The following is a 24,512-nucleotide window of genomic DNA, read 5'->3' as shown; positions in this document are numbered from 1 at the left end:
GGGGGTGGGATTCGTTGCCATGTTGTCTCCTCTTTCAGAGGTGGCATCTTGGCAGCTTGAAACTCAAACGGCTTGAGACAGATCAATCATGATCGCGACGTGCTGACACCATGGCGCGCGACTCTTGCATCGCTGCAAAGGTCTCGGCGTTAGGCACCTTGAGTTCAAGCGGAAAAAAATCTCACCCATTGTGCGAATAACGCACGGTGCTCGGCCACAAAGGGTGCGCAGACTGGCTGCGCAACACATCAATGACGCAGCTTCAAGGCCGATCGGAAAAAAATTTACAGCGTGGCGGCAAACTGCCCCATCGTGGTCATCGTTGAACGCCAGGCCAGATCCAAAGAAAACCCCACAGCTTGATGCAAAACTGTGGGGTAAATATGGTGGAAGTGAACTGACTGGGTCATCCAATCTTTTGACTTTCAGACTTTCAAGCAACGCCCGACTGTGTCATTGTTGGCCGGATTGGGGATCAAACCAACTCAGTCTGATGCATTGGAACGCTGACGCAGCAGCCGGCCGGCTGCTTGAGGCTGCGAGCCCAAGCGCTGACCATTCACGAAAACGGCTTCGATGCCAATGGCCCGACTGATCAAGCGGTCTTGTCCCGCAGGCAGGTCGTAGACCCGCTCCAGCGGACCGGCATCGACCCGGTCAGGGTCAAAAACAACCAGATCGGCGGGCAAGCCCAAAGCCACCCGTCCACGGTCATGCAAGCCAAATACATCGGCCGGGTGCGAGGTCAGACGCCGCACCGCTTCTTCCAGACTCAAAGCACCGCGTTCACGAACCCAATGGCCCAAAAGATAAGTCGGATGACACGCATCGCACAACTGGCTCATGTGCGCGCCACCGTCGCCAAGCCCCAAGACCACATGGGGGTCAGCCAGTATCTCGCTGACTTCACTTTCATCAAAATTGAGAAGCGCAATTCGCCAGCGCATTTGCAAATTGCTGGCCAGGGCCAGATCCAGCATCAGGTCAACCGGATCAACCTGCCGCTCCTGCGCCAAATCGACCAGCTTGCGTTCGAGCAGACTCGAATCCTCCGCCCCAGAAACGACCATCTCTCGGAAAGATGCCCTTCGCGTGTCACCTTCCGCTTCTTTACCGGCAAACCAAGCGTCGTCCGGGCCACGACCGGCAACCTGGCGTTTGAGCCGAGCGCGAAAGTCCGGATCGCTGTAAACGGCACGGCGCTGCGCCTCATTGTCAGCAAGACGAACCGACTCGAAAGAGGCCCAAGTGTCAAAGACGACGGGGGAGCGGAAATCAAACTCAAACTGTATGGGCCGGCAGGCACCTTGACCGTGAATGGGCAAACCCCGCAAGCGTTGCTGAGCGGCCTGCTCAAGCTGGGCGCGGTGCGATCCCGGCCCCAGCGAGCCTGCCAGAAGCGACGTCCATACAACAGGCCTGCCGCTGACGGCATGCAGTTGTTCGTAGGCTTGCCACAGAGGCTCGCGTCCAACGTTATAGTGGATCAAGCCATGGCCGGACTCGCCAACTGCCCGCGCAAGCTCCAGCATTTCTTCGAAGTCGGCCAGCCGACTGGGCACGGGTCTGCCCGAATAGCCCACATGGACCTTGGAGACCGATGTGGCAAAGCCGACGGCGCCTACTTCCATGGCCTCGCGAACCAGAGCCCGCATCTGGGCGACCTCCGCTGCTGTGGCCGCCCGCGTCGTGGCCTCATCGCCCATGACCCACAAGCGCACCGGCGTGTGGCCAACCATCACGGCCACGTTGATACCCAAAGGCGTGCGCTCCAGCAGGTCCATGTATTGCGTGAAGGTCTGGAAAGGCCATGGACTGCCCAGCCCCTCTTCCAGCGCCGACAAGCTCATGCCCTCGACACGCTCCAGCGTGCGCAAAATCAAATCACGGTGCTCAGGTCGGGTCGGCGCCACGCCAAACCCGCAGTTGCCCAACACCGCAGTGGTCACCCCGTGCCAGGGCGAGACCGTCAGCTCGGAGTCCCACAACACCTGGGCGTCGTAATGGGTGTGGATGTCCACAAAGCCCGGTGCAACCACCAAGCCCTGCGCATCCAGCGTCTGCCGCGCTGTTCCTAGCCCATCGCCGATCGCCACGACACGTCCGTCCTTCACGCCGACATCGGCTTGGCGTCGCGGACTGCCAGTGCCGTCAATCAGCATCCCGCCCGAAATTTTCAGATCGAAATCAAACATGGCTTTACTCGACCTTCACGCCAGTGAATTCAATCATGCGGCGCCAATAATCAAGATCGCCGCGCTGCCGCTCGGCCAGAGCATCGGGACTGCTGCCGATAGGGTCAAAGCCCAGCGTCTTCCAACGCTCCATGGATTCTGGATGACGCAAAGCCTTGTTGATTTCTGCCGACAACCGCTCAGCAATCGGGCGTGGCGTGCGGGCCGGGGCAAACACGCCATACCAGCCCTCGATCACAAAGTCCTTAAAGCCAGCTTCCACCATGGTGGGCAAATCGGGGGCTGCAGGCGAGCGTTTGGCGCAAGTCTGAGCCAGTGCCCGCACCCGGCCTGAGCGGGCCAAAGGCAAAGAAGAGGGCAAGTTGTCAAACATGAAACTGATGCGCCCAGCGAGCAGATCCGGCATGGCAGCACCGCTGCCTTTGTAAGGCACATGGGTCGCTTTAACACTGCTGTTTCGCAGCAGCAACTCGGCCGCCACGTGCTGAGCGCTGCCCGCTGCGGCGGTGCCGTAGCTGGCCGCACCGGCTTGCCGCGCTAACCAATCGACAAGCTCACGCACAGTGGTAGCCGGCACGCTTGGCGGCACGATCAGCGCCAGGCAGGCGGTGCCAACCAACGTCAAAGGCTGAAAGTCACGGATCGGATCGAAGGCCATGTTGGGAAAAAAGATCAGGTTCGATGCGTGTGTACTTTGGGTACCAAAAACAACCGTGTAACCGTCAGGCGCAGCGCGAGCGACAAATTCCGAACCAATGGCACCCGAAGCCCCGGCACGGTTTTCAACCACCACGCTTTGACCCAGTGACTCAGCCAAACGCGCAGACAGCACACGCGAAATCGAATCGGTTGGCCCGCCAGGGGCAAAAGGAACCACCCACTTCAACGGTCGATTGGGCCAATCGGACTGCGCATTGGCACCCAAAGCGGCAACCAACATGGCAGTAGCGGCAAGAACGGATCGAATGGATACGGACATCGTTGATTTCCTAATAGGCTTGGCGGGATGACAAGAAACGATTGGGTGTTAAACCGTGAAAGTCATGGTACTGCTTTTGGCAATGCATCAATGTCGTGTGCGACCAAATGATAAAAAAACAACAACTGTCCAAAAAGGAAATGAACTGCGCAAATCACCATGCAACTCCAGCTACGCGGAGATCACTTTGCGCAGCCTCTAGACACAACAAAAAAAAGCCCACAGCCATTGGCGTGGGTATTTTGTTGAGTGCCGCGGTGCTTGCATGACGGTCGGCTGGCGCATAGGCTGCCCTGACTCAGCGCTGCAACAGCGCCTCGTTCGTGATTTCATAGCGCCGGCCCTGTTTGTCGCAGGGTTTTAAGGCTCCGTCGCGCACCAGGCTGCTGATTTCGCGGCTGACGGTTTCGAGTTGGATGTCGAGCATGGCGCCCATGTCATCGCGTGCAAAAAACGAGGTGATGCCGGGTTGGTCGGGGTCGCGCATCTTCAGGGCCAGGGCGGCCACGCGTTGGCGGGCCGAGCCGAAGTTCAGGTCGGCCAGCCAGTCGTCGGCGTCTTTCAGGGCTTGTTGCCACTTTTGCATCAGGCGTTTGTGCAGGCGTGGTGAGTTGCCCGACAAATGGTGCAGCACCGACAAGGGGATACGGCAAACGTGGGCTTCGACCAGGGCGATGGCTTCGCTGTCGTAGCGGGCGGTGGCCAGGGCTTCGAGGCCAATCACGTCGCCGGGGCGCAGCACGCGCACGATGCGCTCGCGGCCGTCGGCGGTGGCCCGCACCAGCTTGACCATGCCTTTGCGCAGCGTGAACACGCCCAATGCGGTTTGGCCCTCGGTGTACAGCGGCGCGTCTGCCGCGAACACCATGTCGTCGATGGGGGTGTGGATTTCGCCAAAGTCCTGTTCGTTCAGGTCGGCAAAGAGCACCATGTCGCGGATGCCGCAGTTGCGGCAGTCCGAGGTGCCTTTCCAAGCCGAGTCAATCTTGATGGGGATCATGGTTTAAATCTAGCATGCGCACCGAGCCGCCAGCTGACACCTTGGCTTTACAGAGCCTTGCGCCCTTGCGCCATGCGCTCTTCCAGGTAGGGACCATAAAAGTCAGGCAGGTAGGCCCCTTCCATGCGCTCGGCAGCTTCTTTGCCACCGGGCCCAAAGAACAGCAGCGTGGGCGTGATCGAGACTTTCCAACGCCGGGTCAGCTCGTCATGCGTAGTGAGCTTGCCCGAAAAATCGAGCACGGGTTGGTTGTTGCGCATGTCCACCTGCACGATGGCGGTGCCTGCGCGGTGCATGGGCGAGAGGTGGCTTTGCCGGGCTTGGTGGCAGAACACGCAGCCGTCCAGGCTGACCATGACGATCAGGGGCTGCTTGTTTTTGAGGGCACGGGCAAGTTCGTCGGGCAGCGATTGGGCGGCGGGCAAGGTTGCCGCAGAACGGGCCGATTGTGCCCAAACGGGTGTGACCGCAAGCGATACCCCCACCCGTAAAAGCCAATCGCGGCGGCGCAGATCAGACGAAGAAAACATAGTCAGGTTGGAAGCCATGAATTGCGGACCGTGGACAATAGCGGGTTTCATGCAGCGGGCTGACACATCGCCAGAGCCGCATTTTGAATATAAGAAACCAATGAATTATTGGAGAAATCCATGAATCTCGCAAGCTTGCTCGAAACCTGGGGAGACTCGAATGTACTGGCCATGGCGGGTGCATTGGTGGGCTTCATCTTTGGCCTGGCGGCCCAGCGCACCCGTTTTTGTGCCCGGGCGGCCGTGGTGGAGTGCTGCGAAGGCCAGACAGGTGACCGTTTCAGCGTGTGGTGGTTGGCTTTTGGCGCGGCGCTGGTGGGCGTGCAGGCGCTGGTGTGGTCGGGTGGGCTGCAACCTGCTAATTCGCGCTACATCACCGGAGTTGGCAGTGTATCGGGTGCAGTGCTGGGCGGCTTGTTGTTTGGCGCAGGCATGATTTTGACGCGCGGCTGTGCCAGCCGCCTGCTGATTTTGTCGGGCAATGGCAATTTGCGCGCCTTGCTCGCCGGTCTGGTGTTTGCCGTCACGGTGCAGGCCAGCATTGCCGGATGGCTGGCCCCTGCCCGCCAGGCCTTGGCCAGTTGGTGGCCCATTGATGGCGGGGCCGGGCGTGATTTGCTGCAACTCACGGGCATTGGCCCCACGGGTGGGTTGGTTCTGGCGCTGCTGGCTTTGGGCACCGGGTTTTACTTTTTCTTCAAGACGCACCAGCGCCGCTGGGGCTTGGCGCTCGGGGCCATCATTGTGGGTTTGAGCATTGCGCTGGGCTGGGGCCTGACGCAGGCGATTGCCTCGCAGTCGTTTGAAGCGGTGCAGATTCAGGGCCTGAGCTTCAGCAGCGCGTCGGCCGAGATGCTGATGCGGGTGCTGTCCAGCGCCACATCGCCCAGCCTGGGCTTTGATGCGGGTTTGCTGCCTGCCACCTTCGCGGGTTCTTTATTGGGCGCACTGGTCGGCGGCGACTTCAAGTTCGAGGGCTTCAAGACCGAGAACAAACTGGGCCACTACCTCACGGGTGCTGTGCTGATGGGTTTTGGCGCCGTGCTGGCAGGCGGCTGCACCGTGGGCGCAGGCATGACCGGGGGATCGATCTTTTCGCTCACCGCCTGGCTGACCCTGATCGCCATTTGGCTGGGCGCGGGCCTGTCCTGGCGCATTCACCGCAGCATGGGCTGGCCCATCTGATTGTTTTCTGAGCGTGGGCTACCGCGCGCTCAACGAGCATTAAAAAAAACGCCGCCAGTCTCAAGGACTGCGGCGTTTTTTTGTGGCGTGGCGAGTCGCCACGCGCCGGGTGCATCAGGCCAGTGTGTCGGCCCAGATATTTTGCGCCCAAGACAAAGCGTAAACACCTTCGAGTTCATTGGCAACGCTGGACACGCCGCCCGAGCCGGGAACGGTCAGCATGGTCTTCTTCTCGGCGTCGTAGCGGTGCACGCTGGCGACGTGAACCACGTCTTTGCTGCTGACAAAGCTGTAGCAGGTGTTGTTGTAGATGGGCATGGGGTTGACTTGTTTGCCCATCAGCAAGGCCACCACAGCAGCGGCGCATGTCTTGCCGTGCTGGTTGGCCATGTGGCCCGACTTGGGCATGCCCGGCGCGATCTGGATCGAGTCACCCAAAACGTGCACGTTTTTGGCAGCCTTGGATTCGAAGGTGAGGAAGTCCACTTCGCACCAGCGCTTGTTGGCGGTGGCCAGGCCTGCATTGACGGCGATGTCACCGGCACGCATGGATGGAATCACGTTCAGCACGCTGGCCTTGACGTCTTCGTTGAACTCGAACTTCAAGGTGTTGGTAGCCGCATCGACATCGGTCACGTTGTGTTTGCCACGGTATTCAATGATGCCCTTGTAACGCTCAGCCCAAGCTTTTTTGAACAAGGGGCCTTTGGAAGTCACGTCGTCGTTAGCGTCCAGGATGAGCACTTTGCTCTTGGGCTTGGCCTTGCTGATGTACTCGGCCGCTTGGCAAGCACGCTCGTAAGGGCCGGGAGGGCAACGGTAGGGGGCCAGCGGGATGGACATGGCGAACACGCCGCCGTCGGGCATGGCTTCGAGTTGCTTGCGCAGGGTGACGGTTTGTTCGCCCGCTTTCCAGGCGTGCATGACTTTGTCTTTGGCACCGGCTTTGTTCATGCCGGGCAGGGTTTCCCACATGAAGTCCACACCGGGCGAAACGATCAGGCGGTCATAGCTCAGCTCAGTGCCACCGGCCAGCTTGACGATGCGCTTGTCAGCATCGATGGTGTTGACGCGGTCTTTGATGACCTTGACGCCGTGGCGTTTGGTCAGATTGTCATAGGGAGTGGTAATGTCGGCGATGGTCTTGCTGCCACCGATCACCAAGTTGGAGATGGGACACGAGATGAAGGCATCGCTGGGCTCGACCAAGGTGACCTGGATTTTGTGCTCAGACCACATGCGCAGGTATTTGGCAGCTGTGGCACCGGAGTAGCCCCCGCCAATGACCACCACCTTGGGGCCACTGCCACCACCCACGGTGGCACAGCCCGAAACCAGTCCCATGGCACCCAAAGCGGAGCCAGTCTGTAAAAAATGACGACGTTGCATGGCAGTTCTTCCTTATTTCTTCTGGGCGGCAAAGTAGCCCGCAATGGCAGCGATTTGCTCGTCGGAATAGCCCTTGGCGAGCTGATGCATGATGGTGGCTGCAGGCACGCGACCGGCTTTGTAGTCCAGCATTTTCTGAATGGTGACTTCTTTGGGCACGCCGGCCAAAGCAATCATGCCCGGCTGGGCCTGGCCGTTGGTGCCGTGGCAAGCCGCACACGATGCGGCCCAGCTGCGCACATGCAGCGGATCGACCTGGGCTTGGGCCAGGCCAGACAGGGCGACCAGTGCGGCCGCTGTCAAAGCGTGTTGAATCTTCATGGGTTTTCCTCGAAAAAAACAGGCGGGGCAAATGAACGTCTCAACGCCCATCAGGGGCGCAAATACACAAATTTCTCGTTGGCCTGCAGCTTGGCCACTTCGGCCACACCGGAGGGCACGACTTTGGCTTCCATGAGCAGTTTGTCAGGCGAAATTTTGCGCGAGACCAGCGTGTTGTTGCACACACGGAACTCCACGCCCTTGTTGACCAGGTCACTCACGCCACCGGCAAAAGGCTGGTCCATTTGGTTGGTGGCACCGTCGAGCAAGAAGTCGATGCCCAGGCCGTGGGTGACGACCACGATTTTGGCGGTCGGGTCGGCATTGAGGTGGTTGCGGATGTTGCCCATTGCACGGGATGCCTGGGGTATGCCTTCACTCAGGTGGTACACCACCTTGATCTCGGCCCAACTCAAGCTGCACGCCAACAAGCCGGCCATCAAAAACAAACGGGATTTCATTCGTAACTCCTTATGTATCGATATTATCTGGATCAAGGTCAACCACGAGTCCGTGAAAACCCGGCCCGAAACTGACGTCGATCTTTCAATCGCTTTCGCTGGCGATCTGTACGCACACCGCGCGGCACAGGGTGACCACGCGGTCGTTGATGATGCGGTAGTAAATTTGCACACCTTCTCGGCGCTTGCCCAGCACGCCCGCTTGGTAGAGGGTGTTCAGGTGCTGCGACATGTTGGGCTGGGTGGTGTCGATCTCGGCGAGCAGCTCACCCACGTTCTTTTCGCCGTTGCACAGGGCACTGATGATGCGCAAGCGCATAGGCGCCGACATGACGCGAAAGACCTCGGCGGCTTTTTCAAAAACTTCTTCCGATTCGGTCAAGACGTTGTCTTCTGGTGGTACTGTTTTGGCCATGGTGTCTTTTCTTCGAATGTCTCAAATGCCGCACGATTGTCCCGCAAAAGGCCACGGGGCCGGTCTGAAGCGCCCTGGACTGCCGGTGGTGCGCCGACCTTGCAGCTCTCAAGATTGAGCATTGTGGCCACTTTTGGCGAAGTTTCAAACCATTGATTTGTTCTTTGCTTATGCGCAAATACAGATAAGCGGTCATCCACGCCCCGGGTGAATCGCACATTTGCGCTGGCGCAAAGGGCCAGCCAAGGGTTAAGGACATACTGGATTTTTTGGACGGGAACCCCTCATGCCCCTGCCGCCCGGCCTGGCCGAACGCCTGCAAGACCCCAGCCTGCACGCCAAAGTGATGGGGGCTGACGAGGCGGCGGCCCTGATCGAGGTTGGGGCGAATGTGGGCATGAGCGGCTTCACGGGCGCGGCTTACCCCAAGGCGGTGCCTCAGGCGCTGGCCGCACGGCTGGCGGCTTTGCATGCGGCGGGGCAAACGCAGGCACGCATCGGTTTGTGGACCGGGGCGTCCACAGGGCCCGAACTCGATGGGGCTTTGGCCAGAGCCCAAGGCATCGAGATGCGCCTGCCCTACCAGTCCGACCCGACCTGCCGCCAACAAATCAACGCCGGACACATGCTCTACAACGACATGCATTTGTCGCATGTGGCGCAGGCCGCTTGGTACGGCCTGCTGGGCCACCTGGACGTGGCCGTGGTCGAGGTCGCGGGCGTCTTGCCCGGGGGGCGGCTGATCCCGTCGACCTCGGTGGGCAACAACAAGACCTGGCTGGACCAGGCAGACCAGATCATTCTGGAAGTCAATCTGCACCAGAGCCTGGCGCTGGAAGGCATGCACGACATCTACCACGACACCCACCTGCCCCCGCACCGCCAGCCCATTGCTTTGACACAACCGCAGGACCGCATTGGCGACCCCTATCTGCGGTTTGACCCGGCCAAAGTGGTCGCTGTGGTGGTGACCGACCAGCCCGATCGCAACGCGCCCTTTGATCCGCCCGGCGAAGTGTCGGCCCGGATTGCCGAGCACATCCTCGCTTTTTTGCAGCAAGAGGTGCGCCTGGGCCGCTTGCCCGCGCAACTGCTGCCACTGCAGTCGGGCGTGGGCAACATCGCCAACGCCGTGCTCGACGGCCTGAACCAAGGGCCGTTTGGGCAACTGACCGCTTACACCGAAGTGCTGCAAGACGGCATGCTGGCCATGCTGCGCACGGGCAAGCTGGCCTTCGCATCGGCCACGGCCATTTCGCTCAGCCCCGAGGCCGACACCGAGTTCCGGCAGAACATCGACTTTTACCGCCCGCGCATCGTGCTGCGCCCGCAAGAGATCAGCAACCACCCGGAGCTGATCCGCCGCCTGGGTGTGATCGCCATGAACGCCATGATCGAGGCCGACATTTACGGCAACGTCAACTCCACCCACATCATGGGCTCGTCCATCATGAACGGCATTGGCGGTTCGGGCGACTTTGCGCGCAACGCCTATTTGTCGATTTTCATGACCCCCTCGCTGGCCAAGGGCGGCACGATCTCGTGCATCGTGCCCATGGTCTCGCACCACGACCACACCGAGCACGATGTGCAGGTCATCGTGACCGAGCACGGCCTGGCCGACCTGCGCGGTCTGGCCCCCACGCAACGGGCCGAGCGCATCGTGCAGCAGTGCGTGCACCCGCGCTTTCGGCCTGCTTTGCGCGACTACATGGCCCGCGCCCGGCGCAGCGGGGCGGGCTTGCACACCCCCCACCTGCTGGACGAGGCACTGAGCTGGCACAGCCGTTACTTGAAAACCGGGCAGATGTGAAGGCGAGCGACAGCATGGCGAGCAACCTGACGCCATCGGCTGGCTGCGTGCAAAATCCTCGCTGGCTCAACACACCCACCCACTCGCCCAGCAGGACGCCCACATGCCCATGTTCGTCGACAACTCGCCACCCGGCAGCTGCATTTTTTGCAAGCTGGTGGCCAAGGAAATCCCCGCCGCCATCGTCTTTGAAGACCCACAAACCCTGGCCTTCATGGACCTGGGCCAGGTCAATCCCGGCCATGTGCTGGTGGCCAGCAAGCGCCACGCGGCCAACTTGCTGGAACTGACCGCCGACGAGGCCGCCGCCGTGATGCGCACTGCCCACCACGTGGCCCGGGCCGTGATGGCCAGCTTTGAACCGCCGGGCCTGACCTTGCTGCAAGCCAACGGCAAAGAGGGCGACCAGACCGTGTTTCACGTCCACATGCATGTGGTGCCCCGCCACGCGGGCGACGGCATCGCCCTGAGCTGGCCCCGCAAAGACCCGCCACGCGAGGTGTTGCAAGCGCATGCGCTGCGCTTGCGCCAGGCCATGGGCACAGCCTGACGGGCCAGCCCAAACGATTGGACAGCCCCTCGACCCGAGGGGCCGAAGGGCCGAGGCGCATCAGCTGTTGGCTTGCAGGGTCATAATGTGCTGGTCAATCAGCAGCTGCGCCGAAGTGTCAGTGCTGCCGGTGTACACAGCGTAGGAGCGGCCCTCTTGGGTCACCACTTCACCGCTGTCCGTCCACTCGCCTTCGGCCAGCATCAGCTTGTCGTTGGCAGCGCCTGTCAGCATGAGCTGGTGCACGCCGTTGGTGGCGGGCAGGCTCAAGACATCGGCCATGGTCAGAGTCACCAGGTTGGACTCGGTGTCTGCCGACATGTCGATGTGCGTCAAGCCCGCCGCGCTGCTCTTGTGGGCGAAATCTGTCAAAACCGCTGTCAAGTCCAGTTGCAGACCGCTGTTGAGCGAGAACATATTCGACAACTGCTCATCGGCCGTCGCATCACGGAAGGCAAAGGCCGCATCGGCCACCAAGATGGACTGGCCATCGGTGGTGGTCGCGGTGCTGCGGCCTGCTTCGGTCACACCGTCCACGGGGTTGCGCTGCACACCGTCGCTCACCAGGTCGATAGAGGCAATGCCCCAATCGGCCAGGCTGCGCACTTCGCCTGCGTCGCTCACGCCGTTCTGGTTGATGTCTTGCCAGACCATGAACTCGCCAAACTTCTCGTCGGCCATGCTGAACACGCCATCGCGGTTGGTGTCGAAGCCTGCCGCCAAGCCTTCCAGGTCGGTGTTGCCACCGTACTCGGTGAAGGCGTACTGGCTGCGGTTGTGCACCTGGCCGTCGCGGTATTTGTCCCACACCAGCACACCGTCTTGCATGTCGGCCCAAAGCGTGTTGTCCATCACGCCGTCGCTGTTCACGTCCATCAGCACGTTGGCATAGTTCAACTCGCCGTCGCGGTTCAGGTCCAGCACAACAGGCGGCACGTTCAGGTTCACCGTGACATCACTGTCCACGATGACCTGGCTGTTGGTGCTGCTGTTCTGGTAGACGTTGTAGGTGTTACCACCTTGCGTGACCGTGCCCATGTTCGACCAAGTACCACCGGCCTTCAGGTTCACAATGTCACCCCCAGCGCCGTCGACCACCAGTTGGTGCATCGCCACGGTAGAGGTCAATGTGTACGTCCCGCTGGACCATGTCTTGCCATCAGCCGATGTGCCCGTGCGGATGAGGTTCATTCCCGCCATGTCGTTCACGTCACGCGCGTTCAGCGTGAGCGTGTTGCCTGCCGTGTCGGTGCCCAGGTCAATGCGCTCTATGCTTTCAAGGCGGCTTGGCTCTTCTGTGCCGCTGGCGCCCACGTTGCTGATGCTCGTCAGGTTCAGGTTTGCGCCACCGCTCAGGCGCACGGTGTCAAAACCTGTGCCGCCGTCCACACCGGCTTTAACGCCTGTGGTGTTGTTGTTGGCCAAATTGCTCACATCGCCAGCGGTCAGAACAATGACGTCATCACCCTTGCCCGCAAAGAACCGGTCCACGCCACCGCCACCGATCAGAGTGTCGTTGCCGTCAGAGCCAACGATCGCTTCGTCTACACCCGTGCCACTGACTGCGCCACTGCCTTTGATGGCCGATGTGACCCACTGCGTGCCGCCCAGCACGATGCTGTAATTGCCATCTCCATTTGCTGTGCGACCTAAGCCCAAGACCAAATCGTCTAGGCCATCACCGTTGAAGTCGCCAGCAGTTGAAAGGCCTTCGCCCATGGCAACGCCGGTGAGCTTAAAGCCCAGATTGGAGGCGATGGAGCTGCCATTGAGACTGAAGTTGCTTGCATTGGTGGAGCCATAGACCACATAGGTCCAGCCAGTGTAAATCGATGAACTGGCACCCGCCACCATCAAGTCGGCCAATCCGTCTCCGTTCAAGTCGCCTGCGCCAGAGACCTTGGTGATGGCGTCACCGTTGGTGTTGCCTGTGATGCCAAAACCCAGTGCGGGATTGGAAGCAAAGTCAGAGACATTGATGTTACCGCTGGTGTTGGCACCGTAAATGATTCGCACCGATGAGGTGGCTGTGCCGTAGTCGCCCACAATGGCCACGTCGCTGAAGCCATCGCCGTTCATGTCGCCCACACCCGTGACCTTGTTGCCCAGCCCGTTGTCGGTGGTCAACCCGTTGATTTTGACGCCCTGGCCTGCATTCACCAGGCTGATGACATCGCCACCCGTCTGGCCAGTTGAGCCGCCATAAATGATGAACGCATCGTCGTATGCAGGGGAACCCACAATCACATCGGCGTAGCCATCGCCGTTAAAGTCGCCCGCACTGGACACCGAAAAACCAACGTTACCCGCGCCATTCGTCCCGGTCACACCCACCAGCCTGAAGCCCCGTGACGGGTCCAGGGTGGTGTTGCTGAACAAATCCAAGTCCATGCCGCTGGTCTTGCCATAAATCACATAGGCATGGCCCACATCGCCACTGGCCAGAATGGCCCCGACGATGATGTCGTTCAGACCATCACCGTTCACGTCGCCAGCGTTGGACACAGAATGACCGATGCGGCTGTTGCTTGGGCCCGTGATGGTCATGCCCTGAGACGATGGCAATGCATCTAAATTGACCGGCGCACCGGAAGCACTGCCAAACACCACATGAACCTTACCCTCGGCCACATTGGCGCCCCCCACATCACGGTTGTATGAACCCACCAAAACATCATTGAATCCGTCGCCATTGATGTCACCCGCACTGGACACAGACCAGCCCGTAGCGTCTGCGCTAACACCAGAGATCTTGAAGCCCCTGTCTGCTGCAATCGTGCCATTGACCAAACTCACGCCTTCACCTGCCGAGTTGCCATAGACCACATAAGCGCTGCTGGCCACACCATTCATGCCCGGTGCACCAATGACCACGTCGTCGAAGCCGTCGCCGTTCACATCGCCCAAATTCGATACTTCGCGGCCCAGCAGGCTGTCGGTGCTGCCGCCATAAGGCGGCACCACCGGAATGCTGCCATCCGAGTTTTGAGTCACGAAGTTGAACGTCGTGTTGTTGGTGATGCCTGCAAAGGCGTTGCCCGCCAAGTCCTGCACCGCCGTGGTGGCCACGCGCACGTAATAACCCGAGCCGCCTGCGAGGTTGGCATTGGGGTTGAGCGTGAGGGTGTTGCTGTTGAAACCCGTCAATGTGCCGCCAGCGCTGCCCACGCCGGTCGCCACGTTGAAGCTCTCAAACAAAGTGCCGTTAGCGCGGTAGACCTCGATCAGACCCGTACCGGCTTTCACCGCTTCGCTGAAGGTCAGCGTCAGGTTGTTGCCCAATGCCGCTGTCGCCACAATGCCGTTGTCGGCCGGAGAGGTGCTGACCAAGATCGGCTCCAAGTCGAACACCCTGTTTGTGATGGCGCTGTCGACAATCACTTGTGAATTGGTGGCCGTGTTTTGGTACACATCGTAAGTGGCCGTGCCGTTGTTCACGGTGCCAACCATCGTAAAGCCTGCGCCCAGATTCAAGGTATCGGCGCTCGTTCCCTCTACCACCAGTTGGTGGAACCTGGTCGTTGTGCCCAAAGCCGTGCCGCCAGTGACGTTGGTCCAAGTCTTGCCGTCGACACTGGCACTGGTGTTGATCACGTCAAAACCAGCCATGTCGTTCACGTCGCGTGCCGAGAGCGTCAAGGTGTTGGCCGCCGTGTCGGTGGCCAAGTCGATGCGCTCGATGCTCTCGATGCGGCTGTTTTCCTCCAAGCCCATGGCGCCCACGTTGCTGATGCTGAAAAGGTTCAGGTTCGCGCCGCCGCTCAGGCGCAGCGTGTCGTAACCACCACCGCCGTTGACCACCACTTTGGGGCCCGCTGCCGTGTTGTTGGCCAGGTTGCTCACGTCGTTGGCTGTCAGCACGATGGTGTCGTTGCCAAGCCCGGCGTAGAAACGGTCCACACCGCCGCCACCCGTCAAGGTGTCATCGCCAGTCGAGCCGATGATGGCTTCGGCTGTGGCCGTGCCCGTCACCGCACCGCTGCCGCTTAGCGCAGACGTCACCCACTGCGTGCCACCCAAAATGATGCTGTAGCCGCCCGCCAAATTGTTGCTCGAAGGCGCGCCCACAATCAAGTCGGCCAGGCCATCACCGTTCACGTCGCCGGCATTGGAGACGTCCCAGCCAAACGTGGTGCCGGTCCCCGCTTTGATCTTGAAGCCATCGCTGGCCGCGATGTTGTCTGCATCAAAGGTGCTGGTGAAGATGCTGGTGCCAGAGGTCTTGCCGTACACCACAAACGCCTGGTTGTTACCGGCATCCCCATCGCCCACGATGATGTCGTTCAAGCCATCGCCGTTGACGTCGCCCGCCGAAGACACCGATGCGAAGATGCTGGTTGGGTTGGTCTCGAAGGTGAAGCCTTTCGTCGACGTGAAGTTGCTCAAATCGACCGCAGCGCCGGTTGAGTTACCGAACACCACATACAAACGGTCCGCCGTAATCACCCCCACATCGGCCAAGCCATCGCCGTTCACATCCCCCACCGACGTCACTTCCTTGAAGCTGGAGCTGCCGCCAGCGCCCCTGATTTTGAAACCCTGCGACGCCGAAATGTTGTTCAGGTCACTCGGGACCGTGCCCGCAGCGTTGCTGTAAATCACCACGGCACGGCCCGATCGGTCATTGGACATCGTTGCCGTTGGATCGTCATAGTCCGCAACGATGATGTCCGCCAGGCCGTCACCGTTGACGTCACCAGCGCCAGACACGCTGCTCGACTCGTGGCTGCCGAAGGTGCTGATTTTGTAGCCGCGCGTGCTGCTGATGGTGCCGCTGCTCAGGTTCAAGGTCGCGCCGTTTTGTGTGCCACCGTAGACCACATAGGCCGACGACCCCGTGTTCACCCCAGAGGCATTGACGATGAAGTCGCCAAAGCCGTCACCGTTGACGTCGCCCACACCCGTGACGGAGTGGCCAAAGTAGCCCACGGCCTGCCCGCTGGAATTGACTGGGCCGACAATTTTGAAGCCACCAGCAGGCGCCACGAGATCACCCCGGCCACCAGTGACATTGTCATAGGTGATGGTGGCACCCGTGCCTGTGGCATTGCCGTACACCACATACGCCTCGCCGTGACTGGCCACCCCAATCAACACATCAGCCATGCCGTCGCCGTTGATGTCACCGATGCCGGTCACGTCGTAGCCCACGAAATGGGTTGAGTTGTCGCTTTTGATCTTGAAGCCCGCAGAGGCCGCTATCGTGCCAGCGGCAAAGGAAGGGAAGACACCGGCCGTGTTGCCATACACCACATACGCCGCGCCGCCTTGGGGTCCAGCGAACCCCGCCTCCTCGGGCGCACCCACAATAAAGTCATCCAAGCCATCACCGTTGACGTCGCCTGCGCTGGACACGCTCCAGCCAAGATAGCTACCCGCACGGCCACCGCTGATGGTCGCCGGGTAGCTGCCATCAGCGTTGAGTATCGAGAAATTGAACGTTGTGTTGTCGGTGATGCCCGCGTAAGGGTTGCCGTCTGCGTCTTTGATCGCGGTCGTGCCAATGCGCACGTAGTGCGCCGTGCCTGCCAACAAGTTGTTGGTCGGATTGATGGTCAGCTGATTTGTGCCCCAACCGGTCACGAGACCACTCGTGGCCACGTCAAAGCTTTGAATCAAGGCCCCTGTAGCCCGGTACAAATCAATCGTACCCACGCCTTGGACCACTGCCTCGTTGAAGTTCAGAATGATGTCGTTGCCCACCGCCGTCATGTAACCATTGTCGGCAGGTGATGTGCTGACCAAGGTGGGTCCCATCTCGACAAACACGTTGGTGATAGCACTGCTGGCAATGATCTGGCTGCGTGTGGCCGCATTTTGGTAGACGTTGTAATTGGCACTGCCGTTGTTCACGGTGCCCACCAAGCTGAAGCCAAAGCCCATGTTCAGCGCATCGGCCGATGTGCCTTCGACCACCACTTGGTGAAACTTGGTGGTACTCGCCAAAGCCGTGCCGGAAACGTTGGTCCAGGTCTTGCCGTCGGCGCTGGTGCTGTCCGTGCGGATCAGGTTGAAGCCGGCCATGTCCTTCACGTCCGTGGCGTTCAGCGTCAGGGTATTGGCTGCCGTGTCGGTGGCCAGGTCGATGCGCTCGATGCTGTTGATGCGGCTGGAGTTATCGGCCGACATGGCATTGACGTTGCTGACAGTCGTCAGGTTCAAAGCGGCACCACCGGTCAACTGAAGGGTGTCGTAACCCGTGCCGCCGTCGATGCGGGCCAGTTGTGCCGTGTTGCCACCGGCACCGAAGACACTGGTCAGCGCCGTGACGTTGCTGGCGTTGAGCACGAAGCTGTCGTTGCCCCGGCCGCCATACATCACGTCCGCACCGCCGCCTCCCACCAGTGTGTCGTTGCTGTCGCCGGCGGCGAAGGTCTCGGCCGCTGTGGTGCCGATTTGGGTGTTGGCCGTGGCGTCGCCCACAAAGTCCACCGTCTTGGCAAAGCGCGTTCCCCCAAAGATCACATAGGCCTTACCAGTGTTATTCACACCGCCGGCGTCAGCGGAAGGTGCGCCGACCAACAGGTCGTCAAAACCATCGCCGTTCAAGTCGCCCGCGTAACTGACAACGCCTGCCGTATCCTCAGCCGACTGGCCATAGATGACAAAACCACCCACACCGTTGGCCACAGCGCTCAACTCAATGGGAGCCTGGCCTGTTTGGCCATACACCACATAACTGGAGCCCGCATTCACCCCGGTGATGGGGTCGGCCTGAGACTGACCAATGATCAGGTCGCTCAAGCCATCACCGTTGATGTCACCGGCATAGTTCAGGCGGCTTCGAGAGAAAGCGTTGTCCAAAATCACGGTGTTGGAATTTCCAACACCGTGGATGACGTATCCGCCCGAGCCTGCCACGATGGCACTCAGGTTGATGGTCGCCGAACCCGTTTTGCCAAAGACCACGTAGGTCTTGGACGTATCGGTGCCGCTGGCGGTATCGGCCAAAGGTGCATACACCGCAAGGTCAGCCAATCCGTCGCCGTTGACATCACCCATGTTGGTCACGTTGTACCCCGCCTGGTCACCCGCGCTCTCGGCGTTGATCACAAAACCTTGTGTGCCCAAGGCGCTGAGCTCCACGGTGCTGGTGTTGGCCTTGCCAAACACCACGTAGCTGCGGCCTGTGCCGCTGGGCGAAGTCGTGGGTGCGCCCACAATGACGTCGTTGAAGCCATCGCCGTTCACATCACCCGCACTGCTCACGTTGAAGCCCGTGAAGTCCCCTGCGCTGTTGCCATTGATGCTGAAGCCACGCGTCCCGATGGCACTCAAGTCCAGGCTGGTGTTGCTGGCGCCGCCAAACACCACATAGGCTTGACCAGCAGACAGACGACCACCCGGGTCGGCATTCGGTGCGCTGATGATCAGATCGGCAAAGCCATCGCCGTTCACATCACCCGCGCTGTTGACCGAACTGCTCGAGAAAGCGTTTTCAGCATCGGAACCCGACAATGCAAAGCCGCCTGAGCCATTCAGCGCGTCAGTGGTCTTGACGGCTGTGCTGGAGGTCTTGCCATACACCACATACGTGCGCCCGCCCTGCCCGTTATCGTCAATGGAGCCCACCAACACGTCGGCCAAACCGTCACCGTTGATGTCGCCTGCCGCCGCCACACCTGCGCTGAGACGCAGTCCATTACTGGAGCCTTCGATGACGAAGCCACCGCCCTGACCGGCAGCAATGGCCGACAGGTTGATAGTCGGGGTGCCGGTTTGGCCAAAGACCACGTAAGCTGCACCGTTGTTGTTACCACCAGCAGGTTCAAATTCAAGGGCACCAATGATGAAGTCATCGAAGCCGTCACCATTGACGTCGCCTGCATTGCTGACGTTGTAACCCAAAAGATCTCCCGCATTCACACCGTTGACGGCAAAACCACTCCGGTTGGCAGCAGTGTCATTGAGGCTCACACCCGGGTTCAAGTTGTTCTGAACCGAGTTGTCCACCAGCAACTGCGACATGCTGGTCATGCTGTTGTAGACGTCATAGGTCTTGCCGCCGTTGGTGGCGGTGCCGGCAAAGCTCCAGGCATCGGTCGAGGCGATCGTGTCGGCACTGGTGCCATCCACCACCACCTGGTGGCGGTTGACGTTGGCCGCCAAGCCCACCCAGCCGTTGGTGCTGTTGAAGCTGTTGAAGCCCGCCATGTCTTTCACGTTACGCGCCGTGATCGTCAAGGTGTTGCCCGCCGTGTCGGTGGCCAGGTCGATGCGCTCGATGTTCTCGATTCGGCTCTTTTCTTCAAAGCCGGTTGCGCCCACGTTGCTGATGGTGTTCAGGTCCAGGCTGGCACCACCGCTCAGGCGGAGGGTGTCAAAGCCCGTGCCGCCGTCGACCATGGCGCGTGTCGTACCCGTGTTGGCGGCCAAGGCCGTCACATCAGAGGCGGTCAGCACGATGGTGTCATCGCCCTTGCCTGCGGAGAATCGGTCGGTGCCACCGCCACCGGTCAAGGTGTCGTTGCCCGCCGTGCCCAGCACCACTTCGTTGCCTGCGGTGCCCGTCAGGTTGGCCACGTTGGTAATGAAGTTGGTGCCGCCCAGAACGACGCTGTAAGAGCCCGAGAAACTGTTCAACCCAGGTTGACCCACGATCAGGTCGTTCAGACCATCGCCGTTGATGTCGCCAGCGCTGGAGACGGAGTAACCCAACCAGGTGGTGGTCTGGGTGCCGCCATAGGTCAGCTTGAAGCCATTGCTGGCTGCAATGGTGCCGCTGCTCAGGTTCAAGCTCGTGCCGGTGGCGTTGCCGTAAACGACATACACCTCTCCAATGGCACCGCTTTGGGTGCCTTCAACTGGGTTGCGGAACGAGCCAATGATCAAGTCGCCCAAGCCATCGCCGTTCATGTCGCCAGCGCTGGCCACCGATCGACCAAAGCCCGATTGCGTCTCGCCCGTGATCATGAAGCCCAGGCTGGAGGCGATCGTGCCGTTGCCACCCAAACTGACGGTGGCGCCCGTCGAGTTGCCGTAGACCACATAAGCCCTGCCCGCAACGGTGACGGTGCCGGGTGCGCCCACGACCAGGTCGGCCAGACCATCGCCGTTGACATCACCTGCGCTCGAGACCGAGGTACCCAGCTCACCATCCACTGGCGGGCTGGTGATGGCAAAGCCTCGGGTGGCGGCAATGGTGGCACCGCTCAGGGTCAAGTTGCCGTTGGTTGCCCCGCCGTAGATCACAAAATTGCGCTCTTCGGAACCCACAATGACATCGGCAAAGCCGTCACCGTTGACGTCGCCAGCACTCGAGACCGATTGCCCCAAAAGTGAACCGGGGTTGCTCGCGCCACCTGAAACACCCGTGATCACAAAACCATCGCTGGCCGCCAAGGTGCCACTGCTCAGGTTCAAAGGCATGCCACCGATCTTGCCATAAATCACATAGGCACGACCAGCATTACTGGCCATACTTTGCGCGCCAACGATCAGATCGTCCAAGCCGTCGCCGTTGACATCACCAGCGCTAGAAACATCCCCGCCAAAAAATGACCGATTGTTGATGTCGCCAGTGGCACCCGTGAGCCTGAAGCCGTCTACGGCCGCGATGGTGCCGCTGGACAAATTCACGGTGGCACCTGTGGCCTTGCCATAAACCACAAAAGCCATGGGGGTGGCTTCATTCGGACCGCCAACGATGACATCGGCAAAACCATCACCGTTGATGTCGCCAGCGCCCGAAACGGATCTGCCCAGCGAGATGTCAGAGTGGCCAATGATCTTGAAGCCGTCGTTGGCCGCAATGGTGCCACCGCTCAGGTTTGCCACTCTGCCTTCGGCATTGCCGTAAACCACATAGGCCTCACCCGGGCTGGTGCCATTGCTCCACGATGTGCCCACAATCATGTCGTCAAAGCCGTCACCGTTGACATCGCCAGCGCTGGACACATCCCAACCCAAGCGCGAATTGGCCGGGCCCGGATTGGGTTCCACCGGAATGCCGCCATCTGAGGTCTGCGTCGTGAAGTTGAACGTGGTGTTGTTGGAGATGCCCGCAAAGGCATTGCCCGCCAAGTCCTGCACGGCCGTGGTGGCCACGCGCACGTAGTAGCCCGTGCCGCCTGCGAGGTTGGCATTGGGGTTGAGCGTGAGGGTGTTGCTGTTGAAGCCCGTCAATGTGCCGCCTGCGCTGCCCACGCCGGTCGCCACGTTGAAGCTTTCAAACAAGGTGCCGTCAGCGCGGTAGACCTCGATCAGACCCGTGCCCGCTTTCACCGCTTCGCTGAAGGCCAGCGTCAGGTTGCTGCCCACGTTGGCAAAGGCCACTGCGCTGTTGTCTACGGGCGATGTGCTGGTCAGGGTAGGCGCAGTCGAGTCAGGGCTCACCACCACGATATCAAAGGTGTCGGTGGCGGAAAGACCACCGGCATCTGCAGCTCTCATTTTCACGCTGACCGTGCCTGTGCCCGATGGCGGCGTGCCGCTGAAGGTGCGCGTGGTCGCATTAAAACTGAGCCAGCTGGGCAGTGTGCTGTCGTTGGCCAAGGTGGCGCTCAGGGTGAGCGTGCTGTTGTCCACGTCGGTAAAGGTGTTGGCGGGCAACACATAGCTCAGGGCCGTGCCCTCAGTCGCCGTGGTGTCGGCAATGGTGTTGGCCACGATGGGCGCATCGTTGGTGCCGGTGATGACCACACTGATGACCTGTGTGGTGCCGTCGGCCGTGGTTACCGTCAGGGTGTCGGTGACTTCTTGGCCAGCGGTGAGCTGGTTTTGTGCGTTGTCCATCACATAGGTCCAGACACCCGCTGAGCTGATGCTGAACTTACCCAGACCTGCACTGCCGGACACATTGGTTTGGGCGCTGATGGTGGTGGGGCTGTCTACGTCGCTCACGCTCAAGGTGCCGGTCACGGTTTGGGCCGCGTTGTTCTCGGTGATCGACTTGCTTGTGTCGCCGCTGAAGGTGGCCGGATCGTTGACGCTGGACACTGTGATGCTCAAGCTGTCGGTGTCCGACAGCACGGTGCTGGCGCTATCGCGTGAGACTACAGTCAGGGTGTCGGTACCGTTGAAGTTCAGGTTGGTTTGGTAAGTCAGCGAGGCCAGGGCGGCGTTGATTTGCGCCTCGGTACCGCTGAGTGTGAGCGTAGTGCTGTTGTTGGCTCCGGCGCTGATGCTGGCACCGCCTGCCAAGCTCACGCTCAATGTGCCGTTGAGCACCGTGAGCTGCGTGCTGGCCAGGTTGCCGTCCACATCGACCACGCTGATGCCTTTGATCAGTGTTGACGTGTCTTCAGCAGCCGTCCGTGCACCCATGCCCAGGTTGACCGGGGCTTTGTTGATACCGGCTTGCCAAAAGCTGACCTGTACGCCGTTTTCAACCATGACGTACTGGTCGGTTGTGTCGTTGCGGTAGATGTTGTAGGTCTTGCCGTCGTTGAGCGACGAATTGGTGTTCGAGCTGTTGATCAGGGTACCGGCTGCGACAAAGCCGGACACATCGAAATCACCACCTTTGCCCAGAATCACCGTGTCGTCGCTTGTGCCGCGCACCACCAACTGGTAATAGCCCCCCACCAAGTTTGCATGGGCAAACCACCCAGCAGAAGAAACCGAGCCCGCACTGATGCCATCGGTCACCAGGGTCTGCTTACCGGTCGCAGACAGGTTGATGAATTCAAAGCCCCGCACTTTATCCACCGTAAAGGCGCTAGAGGTCAGTTGGCTCAGGTTGAGCACTGCGCCGTCTTCTGTGATGTTCAGAGTGTCAGCCGCTGTGGTGGGAGAGGCCCCAGCGGTGGCACCACCATGGACCCACAAGTTGGCATTGCTAGTTTGGATGTAGTTTTCGATGGCGGTCTTGCTGAGCGTGAAGGTCTGGGCAGAGGCGTTGCCATACAACGCGTTGGAAGCCTCACCTGTGGGCACCGAGGCACTGGCGCCCGTCACATTGGTGATATTGGGCAAGCTGTCCCAGCTCTTGACTTCCATGGTCTTGGTTGTCTCAGCAGAGATGTTGCCCGCCAAGTCGATGGTGCGAAAGCGCAGGGTGTAGTTGCCAGTACCCAAGACATTGTTGTAGTGGTATGCCGCATTTTCGGGCGAGAAAACCATATCCCGCCAACTCGAATCGCCAGCAAACAACGCCATCTGGACTTTGGACAAGGTTTCACTGCCTGCCATTGAGACATAGTAGTTGTGACCCGACGTGGTGCCATCGGTGTACACCACCCACTTGCTGGCGGTATCGTCGGACAGCAAGAAGTTCTTGTCCATGCCCTCTGCGGTCACCGTGCGTTCGTTACGCGCATCGACCTTGAAGCTGGTGTTGTCGGCCACCAGAGCGTGGTCCAGGATGGCATCGTTGCCCACCAGGTCTTTGATGGCTCCTCCGTTCAAGGCCAGGGTGTTGGCGTTCACGCTGATGCCGTTGGTGTCTTCTTGACCGGCTTGGATGGTGTAGGTGAAAATCAGCGTTGTCCCGCCCGAGCCACCTGCATAGTTGGCCTGCACCAGGGTGCCACCAATGTTGAGCGTGATCGAGGGGTTACCTGTCACGTTGACCGCTTCGGTGAAGGTCACGGTGGTCGTGATGACGTCGCCGGTGTTGTACAAACCATTCTGGATACCGGTGCCACTGGTGATGGCCACGCTGGCCACCGTGGGCACAACAGGCGAAACGTTGACGGTGCTGCTGAGGTTAAGGCTGGTCGTGTCATCGCCGCCGTTGCCAACACCGCCGTTGTCGCTCAGGCTGGTCAAGGTGACCACGCGCGTGCCGCTCACGATGGCACCGTTGTGGTCGTTGCGGTAACTCAGGCTATTGATCAGACTGGTGAAAGTGGCCAGCTCACTGTTGGCGGTAGGTGTCACCGTCACGGTGGCCACACTACCACTGACACTCACGCTGTAGGTCACGCCATTGAGCGTGGCATCGGCATTGCCGGTGGTTTGCCCCATGGTGCCATGGGTCAGCACCACATCGTGACCGGCCAGGACCAACACTTCGTCGGCACCATCCACCAAACCGCTCACCGTCAGGGTGAAGCTGCTGAGCTTTTGCACCGACTCGTTGCTCGGTCCGGTGGTGATGAAGGTGCCAGCGGCTGCACCGCCCAGACTGAATAAGCCTACGGCATTGCCGGGGGTGGTGCCCGAGCCTTCTGCAAATGTTGGATTGGAGCTGTTGACGTTGAGGGTCGGCTCATCGTTGACCGGTGTGACCGTGATGGCCACTGTGTCGGCGTCACTCAGCGGCGTGCCCGCCGAGTCGGTGGACACCATGGTCAGGGTGTCAGCACCATTGAAATTGGCGTTTCCTTGGTAGCTGACGGTGCCCAGTGCGGCATTGATCTGTGCCTGCGTACCGCTGAGCGTGAGGGTACTGCTGTTGTTGATGCCGCTGCTGATCGTCGCGCCACCTGCCAGGCTCACACTCAAGCTGCCGTTGAGCACAGTGAGTTTGACAGTGGCCAAGTTGCCGTCCACGTCATTGACGCTCAGCCCAGTGATGGCCTTGCTGGTGTCTTCGATCGCGGTCTGGGCACCCGGCACGGTGTTGACTGGCGCGTCGTTGACAGGCGTGACGTTGAAGGTCAGTGTGTTGGCGTTGACGCTGGTGTCTGTGCCGCCATTGGCCGTGCCGCCGTTGTCCTGCACCTTGAAGCCGATGGTGGCGTAGGCGTTGCCGTTGGCGTTCTGCGCCGGGCTGTACACCAGGCTGCC

General features: G+C 60.3%; 12 protein-coding genes. 3 read left to right on the top strand and 9 right to left on the bottom strand.

The features are described from left to right. Window positions 1–485: 485 nt before the first annotated feature. From QZ190_RS02855 to QZ190_RS02840, 4 genes are all read right to left on the bottom strand, one after another. Window positions 486–2,195 carry an amidohydrolase family protein gene (locus QZ190_RS02855; RefSeq protein ID WP_291913269.1) on the bottom strand — a complete coding sequence of 570 codons (1,710 nt, stop codon included), beginning with the start codon at window positions 2,193–2,195 and terminating at the stop codon, window positions 486–488. A 4-nt stretch (window positions 2,196–2,199) separates the two neighbouring features. Further along, window positions 2,200–3,174, bottom strand: a complete 975-nt coding sequence (locus tag QZ190_RS02850; RefSeq protein ID WP_291913267.1) for a tripartite tricarboxylate transporter substrate binding protein — start codon at window positions 3,172–3,174, stop codon at window positions 2,200–2,202. A gap of 298 nt (window positions 3,175–3,472) precedes the next feature. Then, entirely contained in the window at window positions 3,473–4,174 is a 702-nt protein-coding gene (locus tag QZ190_RS02845) for a Crp/Fnr family transcriptional regulator (protein ID WP_291913265.1), read from the bottom strand. A 47-nt stretch (window positions 4,175–4,221) separates the two neighbouring features. Beyond that, window positions 4,222–4,599, bottom strand: coding sequence for a thioredoxin fold domain-containing protein (locus tag QZ190_RS02840; protein ID WP_291913263.1), 378 nt, complete (start codon window positions 4,597–4,599; stop codon window positions 4,222–4,224). Between the two features lie 225 nt (window positions 4,600–4,824). Here QZ190_RS02840 and QZ190_RS02835 point away from each other — a divergent pair, with 225 nt between their 5' ends. Next, window positions 4,825–5,889, top strand: coding sequence for a YeeE/YedE family protein (locus tag QZ190_RS02835; RefSeq protein WP_291913260.1), 1,065 nt, complete (start codon window positions 4,825–4,827; stop codon window positions 5,887–5,889). 114 nt (window positions 5,890–6,003) lie between these two features. On the opposite strand, the gene QZ190_RS02830 is transcribed toward QZ190_RS02835, so the two are convergent. The 4 genes from QZ190_RS02830 to QZ190_RS02815 all read right to left on the bottom strand — a co-directional run bounded on the left by QZ190_RS02830 (window position 6,004) and on the right by QZ190_RS02815 (window position 8,475). Continuing rightward, window positions 6,004–7,278, bottom strand: coding sequence for an FCSD flavin-binding domain-containing protein (locus tag QZ190_RS02830; RefSeq protein WP_291913258.1), 1,275 nt, complete (start codon window positions 7,276–7,278; stop codon window positions 6,004–6,006). A 12-nt stretch (window positions 7,279–7,290) separates the two neighbouring features. Then, a complete protein-coding gene (locus QZ190_RS02825; protein ID WP_291913256.1) occupies window positions 7,291–7,599 on the bottom strand; it encodes a c-type cytochrome in 309 nt (102 codons plus the stop codon). Window positions 7,600–7,649: 50 nt separating this feature from the next. Continuing rightward, on the bottom strand, window positions 7,650–8,060 hold the full coding sequence (locus QZ190_RS02820) for a DsrE family protein (RefSeq protein ID WP_291913254.1): 411 nt from the start codon (window positions 8,058–8,060) through the stop codon (window positions 7,650–7,652). Window positions 8,061–8,145: 85 nt separating this feature from the next. Continuing rightward, complete coding sequence (locus QZ190_RS02815; protein WP_291913253.1) at window positions 8,146–8,475, bottom strand: helix-turn-helix transcriptional regulator; 330 nt, start codon at window positions 8,473–8,475, stop codon at window positions 8,146–8,148. 286 nt (window positions 8,476–8,761) lie between these two features. Between QZ190_RS02815 and QZ190_RS02810 the strand changes: the two genes are divergently transcribed. Continuing rightward, complete coding sequence (locus QZ190_RS02810) at window positions 8,762–10,288, top strand: acetyl-CoA hydrolase/transferase family protein (RefSeq protein ID WP_291913251.1); 1,527 nt, start codon at window positions 8,762–8,764, stop codon at window positions 10,286–10,288. A 103-nt stretch (window positions 10,289–10,391) separates the two neighbouring features. Beyond that, window positions 10,392–10,838, top strand: a complete 447-nt coding sequence (locus tag QZ190_RS02805; RefSeq protein ID WP_291913249.1) for an HIT family protein — start codon at window positions 10,392–10,394, stop codon at window positions 10,836–10,838. A gap of 60 nt (window positions 10,839–10,898) precedes the next feature. Here the strand turns inward: QZ190_RS02805 and QZ190_RS02800 are convergent, their stop codons facing one another. Continuing rightward, window positions 10,899–24,503 (bottom strand): FG-GAP-like repeat-containing protein, encoded by a 13,605-nt coding sequence (locus QZ190_RS02800; protein WP_291913247.1) that lies wholly within the window; start codon window positions 24,501–24,503, stop codon window positions 10,899–10,901. Window positions 24,504–24,512 lie beyond the last annotated feature (9 nt).

The organism is Limnohabitans sp. (assembly GCF_017848645.1).
In the GTDB taxonomy this organism is placed as follows: Bacteria; Pseudomonadota; Gammaproteobacteria; order Burkholderiales; family Burkholderiaceae_C; genus Limnohabitans_A.
The sequence above is the reverse complement of the archived record's forward strand: the minus strand, read 5'-3'. Positions and strand labels throughout refer to the sequence as shown.